Origin of the sequence: Saccharibacillus sacchari DSM 19268 (assembly GCF_000585395.1) — a bacterium.
GTDB classification, from domain to species: domain Bacteria; phylum Bacillota; class Bacilli; order Paenibacillales; family Paenibacillaceae; genus Saccharibacillus; species Saccharibacillus sacchari.
On sequence record NZ_KK073875.1, the window covers coordinates 4109997 to 4132903 of the forward strand.

22 protein-coding genes are annotated in these 22907 nt (G+C 52.9%); 3 read left to right on the top strand and 19 right to left on the bottom strand.

All coding sequences use genetic code 11. The annotated features are described in order from the left end of the window. Positions 1–212: 212 nt before the first annotated feature. Both SACSAC_RS17770 and SACSAC_RS17775 read right to left on the bottom strand, forming a co-directional pair. The gene (locus SACSAC_RS17770) at positions 213–1619 is read right to left on the bottom strand and encodes an NCS1 family transporter (protein WP_037288864.1); all 1407 of its coding nucleotides are present in this window, start codon (positions 1617–1619) and stop codon (positions 213–215) included. A gap of 581 nt (positions 1620–2200) precedes the next feature. Further along, positions 2201–3448 (bottom strand): pyridoxal-phosphate-dependent aminotransferase family protein, encoded by a 1248-nt coding sequence (locus tag SACSAC_RS17775; RefSeq protein WP_037288866.1) that lies wholly within the window; start codon positions 3446–3448, stop codon positions 2201–2203. 280 nt (positions 3449–3728) lie between these two features. On the opposite strand from SACSAC_RS17775, the gene SACSAC_RS17780 reads away from it, so the two are divergent. Next, complete coding sequence (locus tag SACSAC_RS17780; RefSeq protein ID WP_037288869.1) at positions 3729–5360, top strand: PucR family transcriptional regulator; 1632 nt, start codon at positions 3729–3731, stop codon at positions 5358–5360. 70 nt (positions 5361–5430) lie between these two features. Here SACSAC_RS17780 and SACSAC_RS17785 read toward each other — a convergent pair whose 3' ends face one another. The 4 genes from SACSAC_RS17785 to SACSAC_RS17800 all read right to left on the bottom strand — a co-directional run bounded on the left by SACSAC_RS17785 (position 5431) and on the right by SACSAC_RS17800 (position 7418). Beyond that, the gene (locus tag SACSAC_RS17785; protein WP_051507222.1) at positions 5431–5919 is read right to left on the bottom strand and encodes an SMI1/KNR4 family protein; all 489 of its coding nucleotides are present in this window, start codon (positions 5917–5919) and stop codon (positions 5431–5433) included. Positions 5920–5938: 19 nt separating this feature from the next. Further along, entirely contained in the window at positions 5939–6484 is a 546-nt protein-coding gene (locus tag SACSAC_RS17790) for a hypothetical protein (protein ID WP_037288872.1), read from the bottom strand. Then, positions 6481–6885, bottom strand: a complete 405-nt coding sequence (locus SACSAC_RS17795) for a hypothetical protein (protein ID WP_037288874.1) — start codon at positions 6883–6885, stop codon at positions 6481–6483. Before SACSAC_RS17795 ends, SACSAC_RS17790 begins: the two co-directional genes overlap by 4 nt. Positions 6886–7097: 212 nt before the next feature. After that, positions 7098–7418 carry a hypothetical protein gene (locus tag SACSAC_RS17800; protein WP_156951032.1) on the bottom strand — a complete coding sequence of 107 codons (321 nt, stop codon included), beginning with the start codon at positions 7416–7418 and terminating at the stop codon, positions 7098–7100. A 199-nt stretch (positions 7419–7617) separates the two neighbouring features. Between SACSAC_RS17800 and SACSAC_RS17805 the strand changes: the two genes are divergently transcribed. Further along, positions 7618–8022, top strand: a complete 405-nt coding sequence (locus SACSAC_RS17805) for a CBS domain-containing protein (RefSeq protein WP_037288880.1) — start codon at positions 7618–7620, stop codon at positions 8020–8022. A 105-nt stretch (positions 8023–8127) separates the two neighbouring features. Here SACSAC_RS17805 and SACSAC_RS17810 read toward each other — a convergent pair whose 3' ends face one another. The 13 genes from SACSAC_RS17810 to SACSAC_RS17870 all read right to left on the bottom strand — a co-directional run bounded on the left by SACSAC_RS17810 (position 8128) and on the right by SACSAC_RS17870 (position 21684). Then, positions 8128–10023 carry a bifunctional homocysteine S-methyltransferase/methylenetetrahydrofolate reductase gene (locus SACSAC_RS17810; RefSeq protein WP_037288883.1) on the bottom strand — a complete coding sequence of 632 codons (1896 nt, stop codon included), beginning with the start codon at positions 10021–10023 and terminating at the stop codon, positions 8128–8130. Beyond that, complete coding sequence (metE, locus tag SACSAC_RS17815; protein ID WP_037288886.1) at positions 10023–12461, bottom strand: 5-methyltetrahydropteroyltriglutamate--homocysteine S-methyltransferase; 2439 nt, start codon at positions 12459–12461, stop codon at positions 10023–10025. The genes SACSAC_RS17810 and metE overlap by 1 nt, the downstream gene beginning before the upstream one ends. A 436-nt stretch (positions 12462–12897) precedes the next feature. After that, the gene (locus SACSAC_RS17820; RefSeq protein ID WP_037288889.1) at positions 12898–13809 is read right to left on the bottom strand and encodes a DUF6612 family protein; all 912 of its coding nucleotides are present in this window, start codon (positions 13807–13809) and stop codon (positions 12898–12900) included. Positions 13810–14018: 209 nt separating this feature from the next. Further along, positions 14019–14369 (bottom strand): immunity 51 family protein, encoded by a 351-nt coding sequence (locus SACSAC_RS17825; protein WP_037288890.1) that lies wholly within the window; start codon positions 14367–14369, stop codon positions 14019–14021. A gap of 434 nt (positions 14370–14803) precedes the next feature. Next, on the bottom strand, positions 14804–15412 hold the full coding sequence (locus SACSAC_RS17830) for a hypothetical protein (protein WP_037288892.1): 609 nt from the start codon (positions 15410–15412) through the stop codon (positions 14804–14806). A 142-nt stretch (positions 15413–15554) separates the two neighbouring features. Further along, on the bottom strand, positions 15555–16193 hold the full coding sequence (locus tag SACSAC_RS17835) for a DUF4241 domain-containing protein (protein ID WP_037288894.1): 639 nt from the start codon (positions 16191–16193) through the stop codon (positions 15555–15557). Between the two features lie 81 nt (positions 16194–16274). Next, positions 16275–17189, bottom strand: coding sequence for a cytochrome c oxidase assembly protein (locus SACSAC_RS17840; RefSeq protein WP_037288897.1), 915 nt, complete (start codon positions 17187–17189; stop codon positions 16275–16277). After that, complete coding sequence (locus SACSAC_RS17845) at positions 17182–17652, bottom strand: DUF2243 domain-containing protein (RefSeq protein WP_037293137.1); 471 nt, start codon at positions 17650–17652, stop codon at positions 17182–17184. Before SACSAC_RS17845 ends, SACSAC_RS17840 begins: the two co-directional genes overlap by 8 nt. A 276-nt stretch (positions 17653–17928) precedes the next feature. Beyond that, complete coding sequence (locus SACSAC_RS17850) at positions 17929–18447, bottom strand: MarR family transcriptional regulator (protein ID WP_051507223.1); 519 nt, start codon at positions 18445–18447, stop codon at positions 17929–17931. Positions 18448–18639: 192 nt separating this feature from the next. Continuing rightward, positions 18640–19665 carry a phosphotransferase gene (locus SACSAC_RS17855; protein ID WP_156951033.1) on the bottom strand — a complete coding sequence of 342 codons (1026 nt, stop codon included), beginning with the start codon at positions 19663–19665 and terminating at the stop codon, positions 18640–18642. A 31-nt stretch (positions 19666–19696) separates the two neighbouring features. After that, positions 19697–20056, bottom strand: coding sequence for a YhjD family protein (locus tag SACSAC_RS17860; RefSeq protein WP_037288899.1), 360 nt, complete (start codon positions 20054–20056; stop codon positions 19697–19699). Between the two features lie 42 nt (positions 20057–20098). Further along, a complete protein-coding gene (locus SACSAC_RS27275; RefSeq protein WP_051507224.1) occupies positions 20099–20440 on the bottom strand; it encodes a YolD-like family protein in 342 nt (113 codons plus the stop codon). Further along, positions 20437–21684, bottom strand: coding sequence for a DNA polymerase IV (locus SACSAC_RS17870; protein WP_037288902.1), 1248 nt, complete (start codon positions 21682–21684; stop codon positions 20437–20439). The genes SACSAC_RS27275 and SACSAC_RS17870 overlap by 4 nt, the downstream gene beginning before the upstream one ends. Positions 21685–21966: 282 nt before the next feature. On the opposite strand from SACSAC_RS17870, the gene SACSAC_RS17880 reads away from it, so the two are divergent. Continuing rightward, positions 21967–22767 (top strand): SDR family oxidoreductase, encoded by an 801-nt coding sequence (locus SACSAC_RS17880; protein ID WP_037288908.1) that lies wholly within the window; start codon positions 21967–21969, stop codon positions 22765–22767. Positions 22768–22907 lie beyond the last annotated feature (140 nt).

The window sequence follows — 22907 nt, forward strand, 5'->3', positions numbered from 1 at the left end:
CTTTCGTTTTAATCGGGCGTCTGTGTGAATAGTTCCGATTCAACCGCAGAAGGAGAACGCCATATGCGAAAAAAGCGCAGCCGGTTCCTCATTCCCCATCCGTATTCGTTAGCGCGCTGCTCCGATGCTGCGAACGAAAAAAATACCGCTCCCCGCCGAACGGCGGAGAAGCGGTATTTCGTTTGAACCTTCATGCGGCGAATAGCCGGGAATCAGTTCGAAGTCGTATCGTAAATGGTTCCTTTTTTGAATGAAGATCCTTTGAAAGCGAACTTGCTCAGCAGCAGATAAGCGATACCCGCTGTAACGAAGCCGATGATCCAGCCGATGTCCACAAGCAGGAATGCCGCGCCCGCTCCGATGAGCATGGCGAGAATCGCGCTTGGGTTGTAGCCTTTGTAGTCGCCGTCTTCCCGATACAATTCGGCAGCGTCTACTTTCTGTTTGCGTAGAATGTAGTATTCCACCAGCAGGATGGCTACGATCGGTCCCAGGAAAGCGGAGTAGATCAAGATGAATGTGTTCAAGCCTTGAGCCGAAGAGTCCTGCACCAGCACCCACGGGAAGGAGCAAAGTGCGAGCAGGCCCGTAATCACGACGGAAGCTTTGTACTTCAATTTGGTCACGAGCGAGATGACGTAAGCCGGCGGTACAATGTTGGCTACCATGTTTACCGCTACGGCACCGATGACGATGAAGGCCGATACCGCTACCGTAATGTAAGGGTTGTCGACGATAACCGCGAAAGCTTTAACCGGGTTGGAGATGCCTGTAGCAGCTGCCATCATAGCACCGATTGTCAGAACGAAGCCGTAAGCGATAATAATCGGAACGAAGTACAATGCGCTGCGTTTCTTATCGCTGATGCCGGACTTGAGCTCACGGGAGTAATCGGCGGCGCTCAAGAAGATCGCAGCATAGTTACCGAGGAATACCATGATGAAGGCGAAGAATGGAAGCCCCCATGTTCCTTGTGCGTTTACCCATACGTTCGTAATATCTTCGCTGTGTTGCGTAAGCAGCAGACCGAAGACATAAACGAGTGCGAGCATGATGACGACCGAGGCAAGCGTTTCCACCCATTTGATCGCATGGAATCCGTACAGCGACAAGACAATCTGTACAGCCTGCAAAACAACGAAACAGATTGCAACGTTATCGAATGAACCGCCGCTAAGCACTTTGACGATTTCATTCAATGCGGTACCTCCGACCCAGCTCTGGAAGCCGTACCAGACGATGGCGGGCACGCCGCGCAGGAATGAGGAGATGACCGAACCTTTGATGCCGAACGACATGCGCAGTTGAACCACGTAAGGAATACCTGTGCGGTAACCGAACCGATCGTTAAGCGCAAAGATTACCGAGATGATACCGATTGCCAAAATTGCGGCCACGAAGGTTTGAAGCGCATTCAATGTTGCGACCCCTACGGCGATCAAGCTTGCTCCGAGCGTCATATTCCCGAGATTGACGCCGTCTCCGATCCACATGAACATATACGCTACTGGACCAACCGTTCTTTCACTGTCCCGCTTCGGATTCAGGGATTCGTCCAAATTGCTCACTGCCTGCAATTGTGTGTCCTCCGCTGATTGCCCCGCCAAATTCGTAGACATATTCGCTCACTCCCTCTTTTTGGTTGCCTGTATCGATCCGTTATTTACGGATGAACGGAAGTCCAGTAAGATAACATCACTTTTCTATGTAATGTATTCTTACCCTTTGCTTTATGGTTCTTATTTTATCAGCTTGACGCGGCAAATCATTAGCAAAAACGTAGATTATGAATCTGTTCGCTGTTGATATTGAACAAAAAAAGTTTACATCATTCTTACAATAGAATTTGACTCTTTCTTTTGTTCCTTGCCAAGTCCTTCTTGCAAAAAAATCGGGACATCGGAAACACGCACGGTTCAAGCGGGTTTTCGGGGGCGTAACCTAACCTCTTAAGCAGTCATGGTACGAGTACCTTGTCAACTCTTAACCTTACTTTTAGCGTTGACAAGGTATTGGGTCAGCTTCTTGTCCCGAAATAATAAGACTCCGATTTACAAGGAATTCGCTTCCCGTTTAAAACTTCTCCGCACTATCGCAGGAAAGCAAGAACTCAAAAAAATACCTTTTTTTGAAAAACTTGCGCAAAAGGACCCCGGAAACTTGAGAGGCTCGGAATCCTTTTTGTCGCGGCGCAATCTTTTTACAGAGCCAATGCACCCGCTTCAACCTGCTCGTACACGTCAAGCGCGCCTTGTACGCCGCGTCCGACCGTAATCGGAGCATGGTGTCGGATCAACACGGCTTCCAGCGCAGCCAGAACGAACAGCACGTTCTCTTTGCGGCAGCTGTAGCCCATCGTTCCGATCCGCCAGATCTGTCCGTGCAATGGGCCGAACGAGCTTGCGATCTCGATGCCGAACTGATTCAGCAGCATGCTGCGCACCGACTCGCCGTCCACGCCCGCAGGAATTTTCACGCAGGTCACGACCGGAAGCTTCCAGGCTACGTCGTTGAACAATTCCAGGCCCATGCCGCGAATACCGGCCATCAACGCTTTTTCATGCAGCTTGTGGCGTTCGAAGCGCTCTTCTAGTCCTTCTTCCAACAGAATGCGCAACCCTTCGCGCAGCGCGTACAGCATCGAGGTCGCTTCCGTGTGGTGATTCAGGCGGCGCGGACCCCAGTAGTCTTGCAGCTGGCTAAGATCGAAATAGTTGCTGCGGATCGGATGAGCCACGTAATGAAGGTCGCTTTCTTGCGCAACGCCGCGTTCGACTTTTTTCCGGCTTTCCAAAATGCGTTCCACGCGCTCGTTGTACGTGACAGGCGCCATGCCCGAAGGGACGGAGATGCACTTTTGCGTGCCGCCGATCACCGCATCCAACTGCCATTCGTCTACTTTGACCGGAGTGCCGCCGATCGAAGCCACAGCGTCTACAACCGTCAATACGCCAAGCTCGCGACAAGCCGGGCCGATCTTGTCGAGCGGTTGCATGCAGCCTGTCGAAGTCTCTCCGTGCACGATTGCCAGAATCTTCGGTTGTACACGTTCCACTTCGTCAATGACGGCCTGTTGGTCAAAGACCTCGCCCCATGTACATTCCATCAGGTGAACCTCGGCGCCGTTACGCTCTGCGATCTCCGTAAGCAAGTGACCGAAACGACCGAAGATCGGGATCAGAACTTTATCGCCCGGCTCGATCAAACTGCACAGAACCGCTTCGATCCCCGAGCGGGATGTTCCGTCTACCGGAAACGCCCACTGGTTTTTCGTCTGGAAGGTCTCTCGCAGCATTTCCATCGTCTCGTTCATCATCCGCGTGAACTCCGGATCGAATTGTCCGAGAATCGGCGTCGCCATCGCGCGAAGCACTCTCGGATCGGCTTCGACCGGCCCCGGAGTCATAATCGTTCTCAAAGGTGCATGGATTTCGCGGTACTTCGTCATCTGTTTAACGCCTCCTCGATTTGTCCGTCCGTCAAGGCATGTCTTCGGCCTCATTGCGAAAGGTTCCGAAATATGCCCGATGAGCCGGGTTGTTTCCTTATGCACGTTATGCTCGATAGCCTTTATTCCAACTCTATACGATTTTTGATCGATGTTAGTTTAAATGACTTGGCAAATGCGATTGATTAATTGTAGAATAAAACCACATTGAAATCATTCACGAAATTGTAGAAGAATTAAAAGACTCGTTGTACACGTTAACCAAAGGGGCACGAAAACCATGAAACTTAACGACTTATTGAAACTGCCCGTATTTGACGAAACCATGATCGCAGCGGGAGCAAATGGATTGAATCGCGAGGTCTATACCGTCAATATGATGGACGCTCCCGATATTATCTCTTATTTAAAACCAAATGAACTCCTGATTACAACTGCTTTTCATTTAAAAGATGATTTGATTGCCCTGCTGGAACTTATTCGCGTCATGAGCGCTCAAGGGTGTGCGGCGCTTGGCATTAAAAGCAAACGATACCTCGGCGGCATACCGCAATCAGCCGTACAGTTAGCCGATGAGCTAAACCTTCCGCTGTTGGAACTCCCTTCCAACATCTCGCTTGGAGATATCGTTAACAAATCGCTTAGCCATATCCTCGACATGCGGACAACCGAACTTCACAACGCCATGCAAACCCACCGCCAATTCACCCAACAAATCATGAGCGGCCAAGGCATTCCCAAGCTGCTTGATCAACTGTCTTCCCTGCTCCATCTGCCCGTCGTCTTGCTCGGTCCCTATTTGCAGCCGATCTCGGGACAGTTTACCCGCAACTCGACTGCCGCAAGACTCGAAGTTTCTTTGGCTGGCGGAGGACATCTTCTCGCGACGACTTCGATTTGTTCCTCCTTTTCGCTGCTGGACGAACAACGCGAGACGCTGACCCTTTTCCCCGTTTATACGCATAGACAGCTGCACTACTTATGTATCGAAGGCTTTGTGCCATTGTCTGAAAGTTCATTGATCCTGACGATCGAGCAGGCAACCAATGTAATCGCATTTGAATTAATGAAAGAAAATGCGCTTAAACAGAATCGTCGGCGCATCCAAAACGACTTCTTCGCCAACTTTATCGGAGGCGCATTTTCAGGTAGCGAAGAGATCGCTAGCCGCGGACGCGAATTCGGATTGTCCGGCGACCAACGTTATATTTGCGCGGTTGCCAAGCTGGACGGCGCGGAAAAAACGACTTCTTTCGTCCAATACAAGGCGGAGCAGGATCGGATCGCCGAACATCTCGAAGCCGAGCTGACCAACTTCCGCTACCCCGTTCACCTATTCACTCATGACCGTGCCTATGTGCTGCTCATGCCTCTGATCGATGATTGGAAAACAGTGGAGCCTTCCTTCGTGTCGCTGCTGGAGAGACTGCAACACAAAATCTCGACGCATTACGGCTCCGACCTGTCATTGGGCTTCAGCAGCTACGCCCAACCGCTCGCCCATGTTCCGATCTCTTACAAGGAAGCGAACGAAGCTCTTTATTTCGGCGGAATTGCAGGCAAGAGCCGTTTTATCGAAATTTATCAGCCCAAAGAAGTGCCCGAAATTCTGCGCATGATTCCTTACGAGCACCTGCGCAAGTTTTATACGGACACGATGCAAGGCTTTACGGATGAGACGCTAAAAGACCATCATATGCTGCTTCAAACGCTGTCCGTATATATGGAGACGCACTGTCAGCTCGCAGAAACGGCCAAGCGGCTGTACATCCACCGCAATACCGTAATCTATCGATTGGAAAAATGTGAAGAGATCATCGGGCGCAGCTTGAAAGACCCGGAAGAAACGCTGCGGCTGCGAATGGCGTTTCGGATCAAAGCGCTGCTGCCTGAAGGCGCAACGTCGAAATAATTAACGCGAAAAGATCGCTACCGGTCCGAAAGGATGCAGTAAGCGATCTTTTTTGCAACATAGATTCGGTTCAGTGTCCCCGCTCTTGCAGCAACCGATCCAAGAACCCGACAAAGCTATCCGCATATTCCTCCGGTTCCGCGCCAAAAGGTTCGAACAACATAATCGGATATTCGACCGGTACGTCTGGCTCAACAATCGGCTGCGAGACGTCGAAAAAGAATTCCGCGTCCGCATCCGGCTTGAATAGGTATAACCGATCTTTCGGAATCCAGTCCTGCTCGATGTTTAACCGATATTGATTGATCAGGTCGTCAGGCGCGTCTTCTTGGAATTCCGGCGGAGCCAGCGTAAAGATCTCCGTCCCTCCCAGGCGGAGCATTCCGAATTCTTGCAGCCACCATTTGTACGAATCCGGCAGGCGGTAACCCAGCTCTTTTTCCGCGGCCTCGATCCATTCAGGCTCTACTTTTCCCTTCACCCGGCGTTTGCTTCCGGCGAATCCGTCCAGCCTTCGGCTTAAGTTTTCATGCATATGCGATTCATCCTTTCCCATCATCTGATTTCGCTCTCCCGGTCTATTTCAACACTCCGCCTTTCATATCCTTTTTCATGAGCATGTTTGCCACTTCAAGCGCTTCTGTTCGGCTTGAGGCAGGCGCGCTGATCATTAAGCCTGAACCGCTGCCCCATCCCGAACCGCCGCCTTCCGTTTCTTCGAAAATATTCAGCGTGACGTTCTGAAAAGACTTGTCGGCATACAATCTTCCGTACACGAACGTGAACGGTCCAGTATTCGCATCAAAGCCTCCGTAAGAAATCAGATTATTGCCAGCGATGCCGTTGAGTTTCACTTTGACTTTCCTCTGATTCTCGGTTAATTCCAGTCGGTCGTCTCCCGTATCGATCGTACCCGAAAACGTCGGCGTGCCTTTCCAATCTTTCCAAACCTCGCCGTCGATCTTTACTTGCACAAGCTCTTCATGCCCCGCATTTGCTTCGCCCAGATGGTATCTCACGCCCTGTACGTCCAAATGAACCGGTCTGGGCCAGTAAAGGAAAAAAGCTGCTCCCAGGGCGCATAAAACGATCAACGACAACCACCATCTTTTGCTTATTTTCATGAATCCCAAGGCCCCTCTGTTTTTCCGATTTCGATTTTTTTGCCGGATTCGTTTTTGAAGCGAACCAGACTGTCCGTGTCGATAAACTGTTCGTTATTGGCATAATCGACAATGGCTTTTGCCGTATAAAAAGTTCCCGAATCGATGACCTGAATTTTCACCCTCTCGTATAATCCTTCGGGCCGACGGTAATAGGCATACGTCCAACCTTCGTCTTCCAAAAGCAGCAACTGGTCTTCTTTACTCTCCTTCTGGATACGTTCAGCCAGAGCGGGTAAAGCCTGCGTTTCCTCAGCTTCAACATAACGGATGGGCTCATAGCGGATAAAGGAAATCGTAACCGCGATCGCGATCACTCCAAGCAACGAAAAAAGGGCCCAATGGCGACGGTACATGCTCATATCACAACCTCCAGATTACGATCAGAGTTGGTTTGCGGCAAAACTCAGTCATTTTCCGTTCCTTTTGCCTTAGGCCAATGAAACCCGCCTAATCCGTACGCGGCACGAATGGTTTCCATGTACGTCCGTTCTTCGAAATAAAAAGGACCGAGATCCGGAATCGGCGTTACGCTCGAAGGCGGATAGCCGGTGCTTTCGAATCCGAAATCTTGTCAGACTACGCTTCCGTTTTGCAATTTGATCGAAGCGGATACGGCTCCGCATTCCAGATCGCCGCAACCCGGACAAATAAACAGCGCACGCCGATCGTTCGGCAGATCGCTTTCTCCGATCAACATCATTTTTTCCATCTGCGACTGCTGAAAATAATCCGGACCGAACCCCAGACATGCCACATGACCGTCTTGGGGATTTAGATTCGAGATTCGCTCATATAGCCGCTGGCCGTCAATAATAAAATCCGCATACTCGAACGTGCACGGATACCCTTCGCGTTTTTGCTTGCAAATACTCAATACCGATACATCGGACACTTTCATCCCCGCCTTTTCAAATACTGGTTAATCTTTGATCAAATTTCTTCTTCAAAAACCCTTCTTTAAAAAGACGGGATTTCCATTTAAATAGTTACGCTTTTGTCGTATAACTCGCTAAATATTCAAAAAAGACCTCAACTATGTTTTAATAGGAATAAGGGTTCGGAAATTCGACGGTTAAGGAGTGTATACTTACATGGAAGTCTCGCGTTTTCTTTTACCCAAGGATCAAGTCAAACATATCCCCTCTTCCGCTACGATGCTGGAAGCGATGGATTTGCTGGAGAAGAATCATTATTCCGCGGTACCGATCATCGACGAGCAAGGCCGCTACGTAGGCACGTTGTCCGAAGGCGATCTGCTTTGGAAACTTAAAAACACGTTCAACTTCAATCTGGAGATGATGTCCGATATTTCGCTCAGCAGCATCAAGCGGTATCGGCATAACGAATCGGTCGTGATCGATGCGGATATGGAGGATATGCTGACCCTCGCCGCTGATCAGAACTTTGTTCCCGTAACGGATCACGACGGCGTATTCCTCGGGATCATCCGCCGCCGCGACATCATCAATTATTACAATGACGGGATCATGGACTGAATCGATTTTCCAGGCAATAAAAAAGCTTTCCACGACGTTCGCGCAAGCGAATGGTGGAAAGCTTTTTTTGTTGAGGTATGAGGGTATTTGTTCGGAAGGTTAGGCTTAACTCAATTGGATATTCTGCCCTTTGCGCTTCGCTGCCGCTTCGTGCACGTAACGGGTCAGTTCTGCGGATTGCTCGTAGCGCAGGAACGGAGTCATGATATACACCCCGCTGAAATATTCCAGAATCACGTCGATCAAAGAGCGGGAAATATTCATGCCTTCTTGCATCGCGGCTTCTTTATCATGTTTGTAACGCTGCATCCGGCCCAGCACTTCGTCGGTCAGGCGAATGCCCGGCACTTCGTTATGCAGGAAGGAGGCGTTTTGCGCGCTGATCAGCGGCATGATGCCGATAAAGATTTGCTGCTTCAGATGCTTAGTTGCGTGATAGAGCTCTTCGATCCTTTTTTCGTCGTAAACGGGCTGCGTCATGAAGTAGTCGGCGCCGGCCGCGATCTTTTTCTCCAGACGCTGCACGCCTTTGTCCAGATGGCGCACGTTCGGATCGAACGCGGCGCCGACCGAAAAGTTCGCGCGCAGACCGAGCGAGCGGCCCGAAGGCAATCGGCCTTCGTTGAACTGTTTGGTCAACTTGATCAGATCGAACGAATTATAGTCGTAGACGGAGGTCGCACCCGGGACGTCGCCGACCTTCGACGGGTCGCCCGTGATCGCGATCATCTGATTGATGCCCGAAGCGGCAAGACCCATCAGATGGGACTGAAGCCCGATCATGTTGCGGTCCCGGCAAGCGACGTGCACCAGCGGCTTCACGCCGTACTTGTTTTTGACGACCGAAGCCAGCGACTCATTGGCAATACGCGGACTTGCGAGCGAATTGTCCGCCAGCGTAAGCGCGTCGATTCCGGCTTCTTTGAGAGCTTGAACGCCTTTGAAAAAGCCCTCGGTACGCAGCGTTCTCGGCGGATCAAGCTCGACGATAACCGAATGATCTTTCGCCGCAGTGATCTCGTGGAACCGTTTTTCCGCTGGCGGAGTCTCGCCCGTGCTTGCAAGCTCGGCGACCGTCTCGCGGATTTCGATGCGCTGCGCCTCGGTTTCGGGAAGCGCTTCCGTGATTTTCTCCGTGATTGGCGCTGCACCTTTGACGGCTTCTACCATCGCGGCAACATGCTCCGGCGTCGTTCCGCAGCAACCGCCGATCAGGCGTACACCTTCCCCGCGGAGATCCAATGCGCTTTTCCCGAAATAATCGGCTCCCGAGCGGTATCGGATACGGCCTTCGTTATACTCGGGCAGACCCGCATTCGGATACGCCGACAGGAACGCATGCTTCGGCAGCGGAACCTGCTTCAAATAACGAGTCATATGGAACGGCCCCAACCGGCAGTTCAAACCGACCACGTCCGCACCCAAATCCTCCAAAATGGCAAACATCTCGGCCAGCGTGCTTCCGTCCTGCAAATAACCGGAATCCTGCGTCGAGACTTGCGCCACGATCGGCAGATCCGTTTTTTTGCGAGCCAAAGTCAGCGTAGCGCGCAATTCTTCAGGATCGTAAAAGGTTTCCAGCAACAAACCGTCTACCCCTTCGGACAGCAAAGCTTCGATCTGACGTTCGTTGCTCCGCTTGATCTCGCCGAGCGACACTTCGCCGGGCTTGGTATTGCGGATACCGCCGATCGTGCCCAGAACGTAAGCCCCGGTGCCTTCCGCGGCCGAGCGGGCCAACCGGGCGCCTGCCCGGTTGATCGATTCCAGCTCGTACTCCAGATTATAGCGCTTCAGCTTGTGATCGTTCGCCGCATACGTATTGGTCTGGATCACTTCGGCTCCCGCGCCGAGGTACGCCCGGTGAATCTGGCGCACCTGCTCGGGACGGGTCAGGTTTAGCTCTTCGAAGCAGCGGTCGATGCCGTTCAGATACAACAGCGTGCCCATCGCCCCATCGGCGACGATCACTCTTGTTCGCAGTTCGTCGAGCAGCCCCATTAGATCCGGTCGCCGGTCGCTCCGGCGCCTCCTGCTGCTCCTGCTTTCGCGAACTGTTCGCGCAGTGCGACGGCTGCGGCAACCATCGTTTTCAGCGACGGGATAACTTCTTCTTCGCGACGCGTTTTCAGACCGCAGTCCGGGTTGATCCAGAATTGGGCCGGATCCAGAACTTCAAGTGCGCGCTGCGCGATGGATTCGATCTCGGTTTGGTCCGGCAGGCGCGGGCTGTGAATATCGAATACGCCCAGGCCGATGCCTTTGTCGTACGTGTCGTCTTCGAACGCGGATACCAGGTTGCCGTGGCTGCGCGCCGCTTCGATCGAGATGACGTCGGCATCCAGGTCGGAGATCGCTTGAATGATATCGCCGAACTCGGCATAGCACATATGCGTGTGGATTTGCGTCACGTCCTGCACGCTTGTCGTCGAAGCGCGGAATGCGTAGACCGCATCATCCAGGTACGCCTGCCAGTCTTCGCGTTTGAGCGGAAGACCTTCGCGCAGCGCCGGCTCATCCACTTGGATCATGCCGATACCCGCTTCTTCCAGCGCGCTTACTTCGGAACGAAGCGCAAGAGCGATCTGGTTCTGCACGACGGAACGGGACAGATCGTCGCGCACGAACGACCAGTTGTAGATCGTGATAGGGCCTGTCAGCATGCCTTTGACCGGTTTTTCCGTCAGCGATTGCGCGTACGCACTTTCCGTCACCGTCATCGGGCTCAGCAACTTCACGTCTCCGTACAGGATCGGCGGCTTCACGCAGCGGGAACCGTACGATTGTACCCAGGCAAAGGACGATGTCGTGAATCCGGCCAGCTGCTCGCCGAAGTATTCGACCATGTCGTTACGCTCGAACTCGCCGTGCACAAGTACATCGATGCCGATTTCTTCTTGAATGCGAATCCAACGCTCGGTCTCGGCGTGCAGGAACTCCACATATTGAGCTTCGCTCCACTCGCCTTTTTTCCACTTGCTGCGCGCTTGACGAACTTCGGTTGTTTGCGGCAGGCTTCCGATCGTTGTTGTCGGCAGCAACGGCAGCGGCCAGTGCTTCGCTTGCACGTCGCGGCGCGTCGCATAAGGCGACAGGCGTTCCGGACGGTTAGCATCCAATTTGCCCAGTGCGTCGCGTACCGATTCGTCGTTGCGTTCCGGCGAAGCGTTCAGGGCGGCAACCGCATCTACGCTTTCCTTGATTTCGGCAGCAGCCGCTTCCTCGCCTTCGTTTAGTGCTTTAACCAAAGTCGCGATTTCCGCCAACTTCTCGTCAGCGAAGCTCAGACCGTTTTTGATCTTCGCTTCCAGCTTTTCTTCGCTGCGCGTCGTGACCGGCACGTGCAGCAGGCTCGAAGACGGTTGAATGAACAATTCTTTCGCGTTTGCGGCTTTTTCGATGCGGCGCAGCAGCTCCAGCTTCACGCTCAGGTCGGAACGCCAGATGTTGCGGCCGTCGATGATGCCGACGCCCAGAATCTTGTCTTGCGGGAAGCCGTTCTTTTCGAGAGCAGCCAGGTTGCGACCGCGATCGTAAACGAAATCAAGACCGATTGCTTGCACCGGAAGCTGTACGACTTCTTCGTAACGGGATACCGATTCGAAGTACGTTTGCAGCAGGATGTTCAGCTCAGGCGTAGCGGCATCGAAAGCTTCGTAGATTTTACGCAGGCGCGCAACGTCTTCGTCGCTTGTTTCCAGAACCAGGATCGGCTCGTCGATTTGCACCCATTTTGCCCCGGCTTCGCTCAGTTCTTTCAAGACCTGCACATACAATGGAATGAGTTCGTCCAGCAGCGAGTCGAAACGGTCATTTTCGATACCGCGTGCCAGCTTCAGCAACGTCAGCGGGCCTACGATGACAGGTTTGCCGTCGATGCCGAGTTCTTCTTTGGCTTCGAGGTAGAAGGCCAGTGGACGGTTAACCGTGAGCTTTGGCGTCAGGCCTTGCAATTCAGGTACGATATAGTGATAGTTCGTGTCGAACCATTTGGTCATCGGCGATGCTGCAAAAGCCTTCGTTCCGCGTGCTACGGCGAAGTAAGCATCCAGGCCGTATACCCCTTGTTCATTCGGAGCAAAGAATTTCGTGCCTGCATCTTTCGACGCTGCCGGTTCTTCATCGTGAGTCCCGCTTGCGCAGTTGCAATTCTCATCGTGCGAAACGGTGTTGGCGCCGCCTGTGAAACGCTGCGGCACGAGACCGAACGTGAACGCAGTGTCGAGAATGTGGTCATAAAGCGAGAAGTCGCCGACCGGAATCAATTCCGCTTTCAGGTCGCGCTGTTTCTTCAGATACTCCAGACGAAGTTTTTTCGTTTCGCTTTCCAACTCGGCTGCGTCGATCTTGCCCGACCAGTGCGCCTCCAGAAGTTTTTTCCATTCCCGTTTTTCACCGATTCTCGGATACCCCAAATTCGAACTTTTCGCTTGTGTCATGTTGATCTTCCTCTCTGCCGGATATTCGGAGGTGCCTGCCTGTCGGCGGCTCGTCCGTGACTTTGAGTATGATATTAGGCATCTGGAAGCCAAGTGTCAATCACTCTTAAAAGCCGCCAATACGGCGTTATAGTCAAATTCCATGCTCAGCCCTCGGAATTCCTGATAGCCAGTTCCAACGCCCTTTTCACGCTAAAAAGAGCCAATCCCTTGTCCCATAAGGATTCACGATTGCCTAACCTCCAAAGACAGTCGCACAAGCTTCGAATCGTCTATATCCTGAGGCTATGACTTACTATAGCAAAGACGCATAAGCCAAAAGTCGAGAGAGATCGTCAAAACGGACTTCCCGTCGCGATGCAAGGAACGATTCAGCTCTTCATTGCAGGCGCAAAAAAGCCAACTGCACGAGTGCAGTTGGCTTAAAATGAGCAGCTTATTGTGCGCTGTCTACGACTTCTTGAGGAACGGTAATTGCTTCGATCTCGTTATGCTTCGAAATGGTGCTGTCCATGATCATATGCATCGACATGCTCATGGCTTGATCGCCTTCTCCGCTTTCCGCCGACATCGTCATATCAATCAGCGATTTGGTCGGATAGAACGTTTCTTTGTTGAGCGCGTAAGTCAGGTTCATTTCTTCGATGTTCATTTGATCGAGAGCCGCCGCGGATTGTTCGTCGCCGCCTCCCAGCATGTCCGAAGCCATGGATTTGATTTTGTCGCCCGACAACGAAGCGGTCAGCACGTAATCGTCGCCTTCTTCGGTCACTTTCATGTCGCTGGCCACGGATTTGAATTGGTCAAACGAAGCTTCGAGGTTCGATCCGCTTTCCAGCGTGGCCATCATTTGCGAACGCTGCTCTTCCGGAAGCTTTCTCCATTGTCCTTCCACTTCCATGTAGACCGCGTCGGCCGTAATGTACTGCTTGATATCGGTCGAAGCACCTGCCGCATCGGTTTTGATTTCTTGGTAGCCGCTGATCGCCGGATCAAGCACGATATCGGTATTCATGTTCGTTTTGGACGTATTTTCTTCGCCGTTAAGCGTCATGCTTTGATCGATATTCGCTACCATGTTGTAACTTTTCAGTTCTTTGGTCGCTTCTTGAGCTTTGTTCAGCAGCTCTTCGGCCGACATCGACGATGCCTCGGCCTCAGCCGCCGGTTCTTCCGCAGCAGGCGTTTCAGTTGCTTCCGCAGCCGGCGCTTCCGTCGTCGTTTCCGCAGGTGCAGTTGTATCCGTCGCTGCCGGCGTTTCCGTAGTTGCCGTTTCGTCGTTGTTTCCGCAGGCTGTAATGCTTACAACCAACATCGCCGAAAATACGGCGGTCCAAAGTTTTTTCATTATGTACCCTCCTGGTTTCTGATAAATATGTCTCTTCGGCTTATTAAACCAAAGTGCCTTATTTTTAACGCTTTTCCGACAATTTAACGTCTAAAGCGATAAATAACAAAGCTTTTCCATGTTATCAATAGACCTGGCGAGGGAATACCCGTCATTCGAACGAATTGCTGACTGGGGCTTTTTTCATGCAAGATCGGGACTTAGGTCTGTTAATCCAATTCCGCCCGGGAAAAGAGATCGCGAATCAATGCGTCATCCTCGCAAGCGTCTTTGAATCCGTAAATGAACAGCTCCAACGCTTCGACATCGTCCGAATAGGCAGCAAACATATCGGCTTCCGGATCAAATTTGACGCGGTCGGCAAGATGCGGCATTTTCTCTTCCAGAAATACGGAAGCGAGAGAACCCCAATCGTAACCGTTCCCTTCAAACCCTTCGTCCGCACGCTCGGCAAACACTTCATCCTTATAGAGCCCGGCAGTCAAAATCACCGAGGCTTTGCCTTCACCGTGGTCTACCCACTTGAACGGCTCCATGCTGCGTTTGGCTTCTTCTGTCATCTTCTTTTCCTCCTTGATCCGATGTGATAAAAAACTCCCTATGTCAGTTTACTACATTATAATAGTACTTTGACCGGATCGGATTTGAGGTTCAGCGTAGTCCATCCATCAATATCCGCTCCGCATCCGTTGGTTCAATCCGATCGGTCAATCGCAATCCGGAGCGAATGACGCGTAACGGATCGACATGACGCTTAGCGCTCCGAATCGGGGAATTGAGATTTTTAACGGAAAGAGGCGACGCTTAGCGGTGAAAAAGACTGATTTTAGTGCTGATTTCAGTCACTTTTCCGGTTTAAGCGTCATACGATCCGTTAAAGATTTCAGATCGCGAAAATGGGTGTTCTAACGGATATGCGATCCGCTAGTACTCTGTATCAGGTTAAATAGTGGGTTTACGTTAGCCGAAATGCACACGGGTCTAGGGCGTGTCTTTATTTTTGCTCGGGAATCAACGGAAGACGCTTCAGCCGCTCCGCCAATTCGGCGGGCAGCGGCTCTTCGAGAATTCGAACGATCGCGCGACGGTCCGCTCCGTTTTGCTCCAGATGATGCTCCAACAGATTCGCTTTTTCGGTCCGACCCATAAGCGCATACGCCGCCAGCCATACTTCCGGACTGGCGATCCGCAGCCCGTTCCGAACGCCCGCCGTCAAAGCCGGCATCCGGCATTCTTTCCGATCGGCGCGGATCGCGAATCCGATAATAATCTCCACTTCCGGATTCGTTCCTTCGATTCGCAGTTTGCAGCCGCTTCCGTACAGCTCGCTCGGACCGCTTTCTTCGATCAGCTTCGTTTCGGCAAGCGCCTTTCGCACTTGGGCTTCCGGCGCATCGGTCATCAAGTCCCAATCGCGCACGTTATCCGTTAAACCCAGTCCGAGCAGCATGCCGCTTCCGCCGACGACGTAATCGATTCCCGCACGCTCCAACAAAGAGGTTACGCTTTCCAGCGTGCTTCGCTTTTCGGACATGCCCGAGATTTCTTCCGCAATTCCGCTTTCCGCAGATTCGTATTCCTTTTTATGTACCGCTCTGTTCATGGTCGAACCCCTCCTTGTTCTCCGCAGCTTGTTTGGCCGGTCGTCTTTTTCGGCTTTTTTGCATTGTACCATGAAGCGCGCCCGAGCAGACGAAAAAACGCCGGGAAGGCACAAGGCCTTCCCGGCGCACGATACGCATCTTTTATTCCGACGGACTGTTCACGGCATCGCTTTCCCGGACCACTTGGAAATCGGTCAGCAGCGACACGACTTCGTCGTTCTCGTCGATGCCCCAATACGAAGCGTAAAAACCGTCGCCGAAGCCCGAAGCGAACATGATGACGTTCAATCCGGATTCTTCGTCCGAAGTCAGGTTGCCCCATACGCCGTCATGCTCTTCCAGCACGTCCGCGACCAAATCGTCGTACAGACTGATATATTCGTCGCCGAGTTCTTCCTGAAGCCGGCCGTCCAACGCTTCCAAAGCGCGGATCGCGTCTTCGTCGGCGAAACTTCCGATGCCCGCATCAACCGGATATCCGAACAACTCGTCTTCTTTCAGCGTGCTTTTATCCTGTCCCGGACGCACCGCCAACTCCCAGCGCACCGGTTTGTTGTCGGAAAAACGCAGCTCCGCTCCGGCAATCGTGCCTTTCTGTTCGCTATGCCAAGCATATACCGGGTAAGTGCCGGGCTTGACCTCATATTCGAACGCTTCCAGCGTCGAAGTCAGCGGATCGCAAGCGACCACGCGTCCCGAGACGATCTTTAGCGGATCGAGAGGCTGCGGACGCAGCGATCCGTTGGCAGGCTCCAGCAAATCTTGCAAAAATTTCGACATAGGTTCTCTTCCTCTCTTTTTCGAGAATAAACGACGTCGCGAATCTTTTCGTTTCTGACGCCGATCGAACAGCCTTTCGCTCTACGTACTATGTATACCCTCTTTACCCTTTTCCGAACGAAGAATTCGATTTCCTTCATCCGGCCTATTCGGTGTCGAAGGCGTATGCTGACGCCCGGCTGCCCGATACCCGCGATAGCAAAACAAAAGGATTAACAACAAGTCTACGCCGTCGCCGCCGTAATACATCAGCTGCGCGCCAACTCGGGCATCTGCGATATCCGTGCCAAGCGGCGGGGACGCATACAGGAATTTGCTCAAAATGCCATGCGCCGCAAAAGCCGCGATCATCACGCAAGCCCGAAGTTTCATTCCCGTACGGTGAGGAGAAGGATCGACGGGCAAGATCGAAGCGGTAAACAGATAACCGGCGGCAAAAACGTGAAAATGAACCAGCATATGCAGCATGGCGGAGGTATGCATCGCCGCGTATAAATCCGTCGTATACAGCAGCCACAGCCCGCCTACGTTCAACAGCGCCGCGGTAACGGGATGCGTCAAAACGGCGGCCGGACGGCTGCGCAGCAATCCCGTCAGCATCCGGGCAGAGCGGCGCGGCAAGCTTCGAAGCAGCAGCGTGATCGGCGCGGAATAAACCAACAACAGCGGACCCAGCATGCCGAGCAGCAGATGTCCGAACATATGGGCGGTAAAACTGCCGTGCGACGCTTGAGCGAGCGGACCGGCGACCGCCGAAGCGCAGGCGAGTATGCCGACGCACGCCAGCAGCGAACGGTAAGCCGGCCAACGCTTGTAACGGCGCGAGGTCCAAAACGCCGCACCCAGATAGAGCAGCATCAGCGGCAGAGCCAACAGCATGAGCGGAACAAAAGCGGCGACGCCGTGCGCGGCGTGATGCGCCGACTCGACCGCAGACGCGTCGGCCCCGTGACCATGTCCGGCATGCGCATAAACGAAAACGTTCGCTCTATTCACGCGCCGACGCTCCTTCGCCGGATTCCGTTTTTTCCCGCCGCGTCCGAATCGTCATGATTATCCCCGCGATCAGCAGCAGTGCGCCGGCTATATTCCAGCTCCAATCGTATACCGTCAGATCCACGCCGTACCGGATCTGATGAATCTGCATCAGCTTATGATGAACGATTCCGTCATATAGTTGAAAGACCCCGGCTCCCAGCAGCACGCCGCCAATCCAACGCGAACGGAACCATGCACGCTTCCGGCGCAGATCAGCCAACATGAACAAGGAAGCGACCGAAGCAAACCAGCTGAACGCATGCAGCAGGCCATCCGACACCAGTCCCGCTCCCGTCGTGGAAAGATCGTAAAAATGGTGCCAATGCAGCAGCTGGTGAAATACGACTTCATCGATAAACGCGATACACCCGACTCCGAACAGAATGCCGGACGTCAAGCTTCGCAATCGACTGTTTCCAATCTCGCGCGGAGGCTGTTTGCGGCTTCCGGCATCGCTTGCAAATTCGCTCACGTTTTCTCCTCCTTTTGTAAAAAAACCTCTTTCTTCTATAACCCTTGTTTTGCGACTTCGAATTTCTGCCGATTTATTGGGTGCTGCAAAAAAACAAAAAAGCTGCCGCTCAGGATGGTTAGTCCCGAACGACAACTAAAATCAATGCTGCGTCCTGCGATATGTATGAAGACGATGAGATTGGCAGGAATGATGGCCGTATTTATGAAGCGGTACTGCCAAATTTTAGCGCGCCTTTTCCGAAAAAAGCTGTTGACGTTCGAATTCCGCTCCGGCATGGCGCAGAAATTCGCCGACGAAAGCCAATTGCTCGCCGCTGTAACCGCCCAGGAAAGTCCGGAAACGTTCTTCTTCGCGCTCGTGCAGTTCGCAATGCGTATCGAACACTTCGCGGCCCGCAGGCGTCAGGCGGTAATAAATCTCTTTGCGATTGTGACGCATGCGCTCGCGCTTGACCAGACCTTCGCGTACCAGACGCGTTCCGATCTTGGTCACGCCGGCACGCGACAGACCGATCTTCTCGGCGATGGTCGTTCCGTTGATCGGCTCGTGCCGACCGATGCACTGAATGGCGTTCACCACCGTCAGGTTGCCTACGCGGCTGCCTGTCTCTTCGTCTTCGATCATGGCGCGAAGTCTGGAAGGCTCCGTTTGTCTATGGCTTTCGTACCGATGCAGGAAATCCAAAATCTGTCCGTAAAGTTCCGACGGTGCTGTATGTTGACGGTAAACGCTTGCTTCCATAGCATTCACTCCTTCAGGATATATGGGATGTTTAACTTCAATGTCATTGCTGCTGAGAACAATATATCCTAATTGAGAATGATAATCAACAGAATTTTAAAAAAAATATTTTCCTTGTATACATAAAAGGATGGCTTAAACAAAGGAAAACCGGCTTCCCAAGCCTTTCGGCCGCCGGTTTTCCATTCTCAATTAGATTAAAACTTCAGTTAACAAAAGCTTCAGTTCCGGTTCGTTTCTTCTCATGCGTTCCAAATCCCGGGATAACGAATTCGCTTGTTGTTCCAACACGGTCCAGCCGTCTACGCCTTCCCAAAAGCGAGTGAGAAAATGCAGGAAAACGTCCACTTTGCGCAACCGCATAAGCAGCGGAATCGTGTCGATTTCTTTTGCGCTCAACATGACGCTTTTGCGAAATCCTTCGGCGAACAGACGGATCGGTTCTTCGCCTTTGGGAAGCCCGGACAAGATGACCGCCGCATCCATCGCCCGGACGTCATAAGTGCAGAATTCAAAATCCAGCAGCGCTTCGACGATTTCCGGCTCGTCCGCGCGAACCAGCAGGTTGGATGCGTTGAGGTCTCCGTGTACGAGCTGATGCGGCAGGCTGCGCAGATGTTCCAATTCGCGCGAAATCTCGGCATAAGCTTCCGCCATCCGAACCAGGGAAGGAGCTGCTTTTTTCAACTCGCAAGGCGGGTTCGCAGCCAGGCCGGATACCCGTTCCAGCTTGCAAAGCGGATACGCTTCGCCCAATTCGTAATAAGGGCGGTAAGCCGGCTGTCGCCCGGGATCGATCAAAGCCAACGACGCGGACAACTCGCCTGCCGTTTCCCCGAATGCGCGCAGCGGACGAAGATCTTCGTCTGGCGGACGCACGCCTTCGATATAAGCAAACAAACAAGCAAACCGTCCGCTGCCGTCTTCCAAACGGACCAACGTCTCTCCCTTTGCCGTGCGCAGCGGCACAGGCGTGCGAAAAGACAATTCCGCTTCGTTTAAGGCCAATAAAACCGCATGCTCGAATTCGATTTTTTCCCGTTCCTGATGCGTTTCATACACCCGCAATACATAACGCTCGTGATCATGATCGACAAAACGCGTGGTATTGTTCCAGCCTTTGGCCCCTTCTTGGGGCGTTCCTGCATACTGCGGCAGGTACTGCCGAACCGCGTTCTCCAATACGCCTTCTGCCGCTTTTCCCGCTCTTCCCGTCATACGCTCTCTCCCGTCAACTTTTATCCATTCATTATAACGCCGTTACGGCGGCAAGACGAGCTTCGATCATCTCTTCCACGTCGCATTTGACGCGGCTCCACATCAACGCCATCCGGTCATGATGTCCGCGGCAAACGTATTCGGCATGCAGCTTGTCCTCCATGCGGGTCTGCTTCACGATTTTGATATTGCGGGAACGGAGCTTTTGACGCAGCTCTCTCATCTCGTAACGCGCCTCTTCGCGCAGACGATCGAGTTGCCTGAGCAAAACGGCACGCGTGCGCAGCTTGGATCCGTCGATCAATTTTATGTCCGCATCCAGCACCCGAATCAGGTAGGGCAATTCCAGCATCGCCCGTATCAGGGCAAAATCTTCTTCCGTCGCTCTCATCGGCACGGCTCCTTTCGCGAACGGAACGTCGAATTATGCGGTTTATTCGTCTTTCCATTCGGCACCGGCAATATCCGAATACGCGATTCGGCAAATGCCGGACGCGTTCTCCAATCGAAGCGTTCCCTGTATCGGACTGGCATCGGTCACGACGCCTTCCACCCATTCGACGGAGGAATTTCCCTGCAACCGAAGCTTGACGGAAGAATGAAGCACGAGCGACCGTTTGACCGCTTCGGCAATATGATCCAGTTCGTCCTGATGCAAAATAACGCGCCTGCCTTGATCCCTTTCCGCCGACGCGCGCAGGATGCGCTGTCTGTATTCCGGCAGAATCATGCGACTGGCTTCCCAAATCCCGTTACCCTCGAGTTTTTTCGTCATTTGTAATGTCCTCCGATCTTGTCCGCCCGGTCCTGCGCCCGTCCGGCCTTCGTCAAAGAATGCCCGCGCACGATCGCCGTCTCGCCGAAACGGTCTTTGATTTCGTCCATGGCCCGATCCAGAAGCCTTTGCCGTTCCCGGTCTTCGAATAGCGAGGGTTGGTAAACATCGGAAGACAAAAGCCCGCCCAACGATAAATGAAGCCTTTTGACCGGCATGCCGTCCCAACCGTCCCGAAACAGCCGGAGCGCTTCGCGATACAATTCCGCCGTGATATCGCTGGGGTCGGACAATTTTCCGCGCCGGTGAAACCCTTCGCTTCTCCGATATCCGCCTTCGCCGCCCGCTCCTACCGACAACGAATCCCCCACGCGCTTCATTCGCCTGGCCCTGCGCCCGATCTCAGTACATAATTCGAGCAGCACCGTCTCGATCTCTCCCGCTTCGCGGTAAAGCCGGGGCAGCGTGATCGTCGTGCCGATCTGCTTTTGTTCGCGCTCCGTCCACGGCGATACCGGAGAATCGTCCATGCCGTTCGCGACGCGCCACAATACTTCTCCATTGACTCCCCAGCGTTTTTGCAATTTCGTCACCGGCGTTCGCGCCAGTTCCCCGATCGAAAGGATGCGCAGGGCGAGCAAATGCTTTTCCATGCGCGAACCGACGCCCCACATATGCCGGATCGGCTCAGGCCAAATTAAGGTTTCCCAGTCTTTTTTCGTATGTATGCGGATAATTCCGTTTTCTGTCCGTTTGGCGACCAGATCGCATGCCAATTTAGCCTGAATTTTATTCGCGCCGATGCCGAATCTGGCCCGCACGCCGGTCTCGACGGCGATGCGGGATTGAACGAGCCGCGCCAATTCTTCCGGGTTCCCGCCGTGCAGGCGCAAAGAACCCGTGACGTCCATAAACATTTCGTCGATCGAATAAGGCTCCACGAGATCGGTATAGGCTTCGAGAATTCCGGCGATCAACGCGGAAATTTCGATATATTCGCCCATGCGCGGACGAATCGCGACCAGATCCGGACACTTGGCCAAAGCGGAGCTTAACCGTTCTCCGGTACGAACTCCCTGCCTTTTGGCAATAGCGCAAGCCGCCAGTACCGCGCTTGAAGGAACGGAAGGTTCTCCTACCACGGCAAGAGGACGTTCGCGGTATTCCGGATGTCTGGATTTTTCGACCCCGGCATAAAAGCTTTCCATATCCACCAACATGATGACCCGACTTTTGCCCGGCATGATCTCTCCCTCCCGACAAAGTCAAAATAAACAGCTCGGTTCAGTGCCTTTATTTTCTTATTTCAATATTATACACCGAACATCAGTTCTGTAAACGGGTTTTTTGCGCTTTTTCCAAGCCGATCGAATACGCGCTTTGAAGCAAACGGCAGCTGCGGGTGTCCGAATCCAACAGCCGCCCGGGCAAATATTTTGATTCCCGCGCCGCATTCCCGGGTAAATCCACAAAAGCATGACGGACAAGGACTTTTTCTATCAACCACATCTTGGGAGGGCGACACCATGGCTATTTTCTCGAACAAAAAAACGATATTCATCACGGGCGCCGGTAGCGGGCTGGGCAAAGGAACCGCGATCGGATTGGCCCGTGCGGGGCACCGCGTGATCGCGACCGTGGAAACGATCTCGCAGGTACCCGAGTTTCGCGAATACGCCAAGACGGAAGGATTGGATATCGAAGTCTTCAAGCTGGACGTCAACAATCCGCTGGACCGGGCGCAGGTCGAAGAACATGATTTCGATATTTTCGTCAACAACGCCGCGATCGGCCATACCGGTCCTTTCGCCGAAGTTCCCGTAGATAACGTGCGTCAAGTGTTCGAAACGAATTTCTTCAGTTCGATCGAATTGGCTCAAATTGCCGCACGAAAATTCGTTGCCCAAAAGAAAGGCAAGATCGTGTTCACCAGCTCGATCGCCGGCCTTAGCGTCAACCCGTTCCTCGGTCCTTACTGTGCCTCCAAGCACGCGCTCGAAGCGCTGGCGCAGGCTTTGCAGCAGGAGCTGGAACCTTACGGCGTACAGGTCGCGACGATCAATCCGGGACCTTACAAAACCGGCTTCAACGATATGATGTTCGAGGAAAAAGAAAAATGGTACGACGAAAAAACGAACTTCACCAAACGCTCCGACCTGCTCAAAGGCGAACAAATGCTGGCCCAGCAGTTCGACCCGCAGGACATGATCGACAAAATGGTCGAAATCATTCCGCAGGACAAGCATAACTTCCGCACCGTATGGCCGGAAGCTTCGGAACAGCAGGTCAAGGAATACCAAGCGAAGCTGTGGGAGCAGAAGATTTAAATACGGACGCGGTCATGGATCGCTCGAATGAACCGTCGAGGTACCATTACCGGAATAAGCGTTAAAAAAGACTGTTCTTGAAGCTGTTTGTCGGCTTCAGAGCAGTCTTTTCGCTTGTCAGGCCGTCTCTACCGCGAATC

What these genes read in the sequence shown, in the direction of transcription:
- SACSAC_RS17770 (WP_037288864.1), bottom strand. Translation starts at nt 1,619, where the DNA reads ATGTCTACGAATTTGGCGGGGCAATCAGCGGAGGACACACAATTGCAG.
- SACSAC_RS17775 (WP_037288866.1), bottom strand. Translation starts at nt 3,448, where the DNA reads ATGACGAAGTACCGCGAAATCCATGCACCTTTGAGAACGATTATGACT.
- SACSAC_RS17780 (WP_037288869.1), top strand. Translation starts at nt 3,729, where the DNA reads ATGAAACTTAACGACTTATTGAAACTGCCCGTATTTGACGAAACCATG.
- SACSAC_RS17785 (WP_051507222.1), bottom strand. Translation starts at nt 5,919, where the DNA reads ATGATGGGAAAGGATGAATCGCATATGCATGAAAACTTAAGCCGAAGG.
- SACSAC_RS17790 (WP_037288872.1), bottom strand. Translation starts at nt 6,484, where the DNA reads ATGAAAATAAGCAAAAGATGGTGGTTGTCGTTGATCGTTTTATGCGCC.
- SACSAC_RS17795 (WP_037288874.1), bottom strand. Translation starts at nt 6,885, where the DNA reads ATGAGCATGTACCGTCGCCATTGGGCCCTTTTTTCGTTGCTTGGAGTG.
- SACSAC_RS17805 (WP_037288880.1), top strand. Translation starts at nt 7,618, where the DNA reads ATGGAAGTCTCGCGTTTTCTTTTACCCAAGGATCAAGTCAAACATATC.
- SACSAC_RS17810 (WP_037288883.1), bottom strand. Translation starts at nt 10,023, where the DNA reads ATGGGGCTGCTCGACGAACTGCGAACAAGAGTGATCGTCGCCGATGGG.
- metE (WP_037288886.1), bottom strand. Translation starts at nt 12,461, where the DNA reads ATGACACAAGCGAAAAGTTCGAATTTGGGGTATCCGAGAATCGGTGAA.
- SACSAC_RS17820 (WP_037288889.1), bottom strand. Translation starts at nt 13,809, where the DNA reads ATGAAAAAACTTTGGACCGCCGTATTTTCGGCGATGTTGGTTGTAAGC.
- SACSAC_RS17825 (WP_037288890.1), bottom strand. Translation starts at nt 14,369, where the DNA reads ATGACAGAAGAAGCCAAACGCAGCATGGAGCCGTTCAAGTGGGTAGAC.
- SACSAC_RS17830 (WP_037288892.1), bottom strand. Translation starts at nt 15,412, where the DNA reads ATGAACAGAGCGGTACATAAAAAGGAATACGAATCTGCGGAAAGCGGA.
- SACSAC_RS17835 (WP_037288894.1), bottom strand. Translation starts at nt 16,193, where the DNA reads ATGTCGAAATTTTTGCAAGATTTGCTGGAGCCTGCCAACGGATCGCTG.
- SACSAC_RS17850 (WP_051507223.1), bottom strand. Translation starts at nt 18,447, where the DNA reads ATGGAAGCAAGCGTTTACCGTCAACATACAGCACCGTCGGAACTTTAC.
- SACSAC_RS17855 (WP_156951033.1), bottom strand. Translation starts at nt 19,665, where the DNA reads ATGACGGGAAGAGCGGGAAAAGCGGCAGAAGGCGTATTGGAGAACGCG.
- SACSAC_RS17860 (WP_037288899.1), bottom strand. Translation starts at nt 20,056, where the DNA reads ATGAGAGCGACGGAAGAAGATTTTGCCCTGATACGGGCGATGCTGGAA.
- SACSAC_RS27275 (WP_051507224.1), bottom strand. Translation starts at nt 20,440, where the DNA reads ATGACGAAAAAACTCGAGGGTAACGGGATTTGGGAAGCCAGTCGCATG.
- SACSAC_RS17870 (WP_037288902.1), bottom strand. Translation starts at nt 21,684, where the DNA reads ATGCCGGGCAAAAGTCGGGTCATCATGTTGGTGGATATGGAAAGCTTT.
- SACSAC_RS17880 (WP_037288908.1), top strand. Translation starts at nt 21,967, where the DNA reads ATGGCTATTTTCTCGAACAAAAAAACGATATTCATCACGGGCGCCGGT.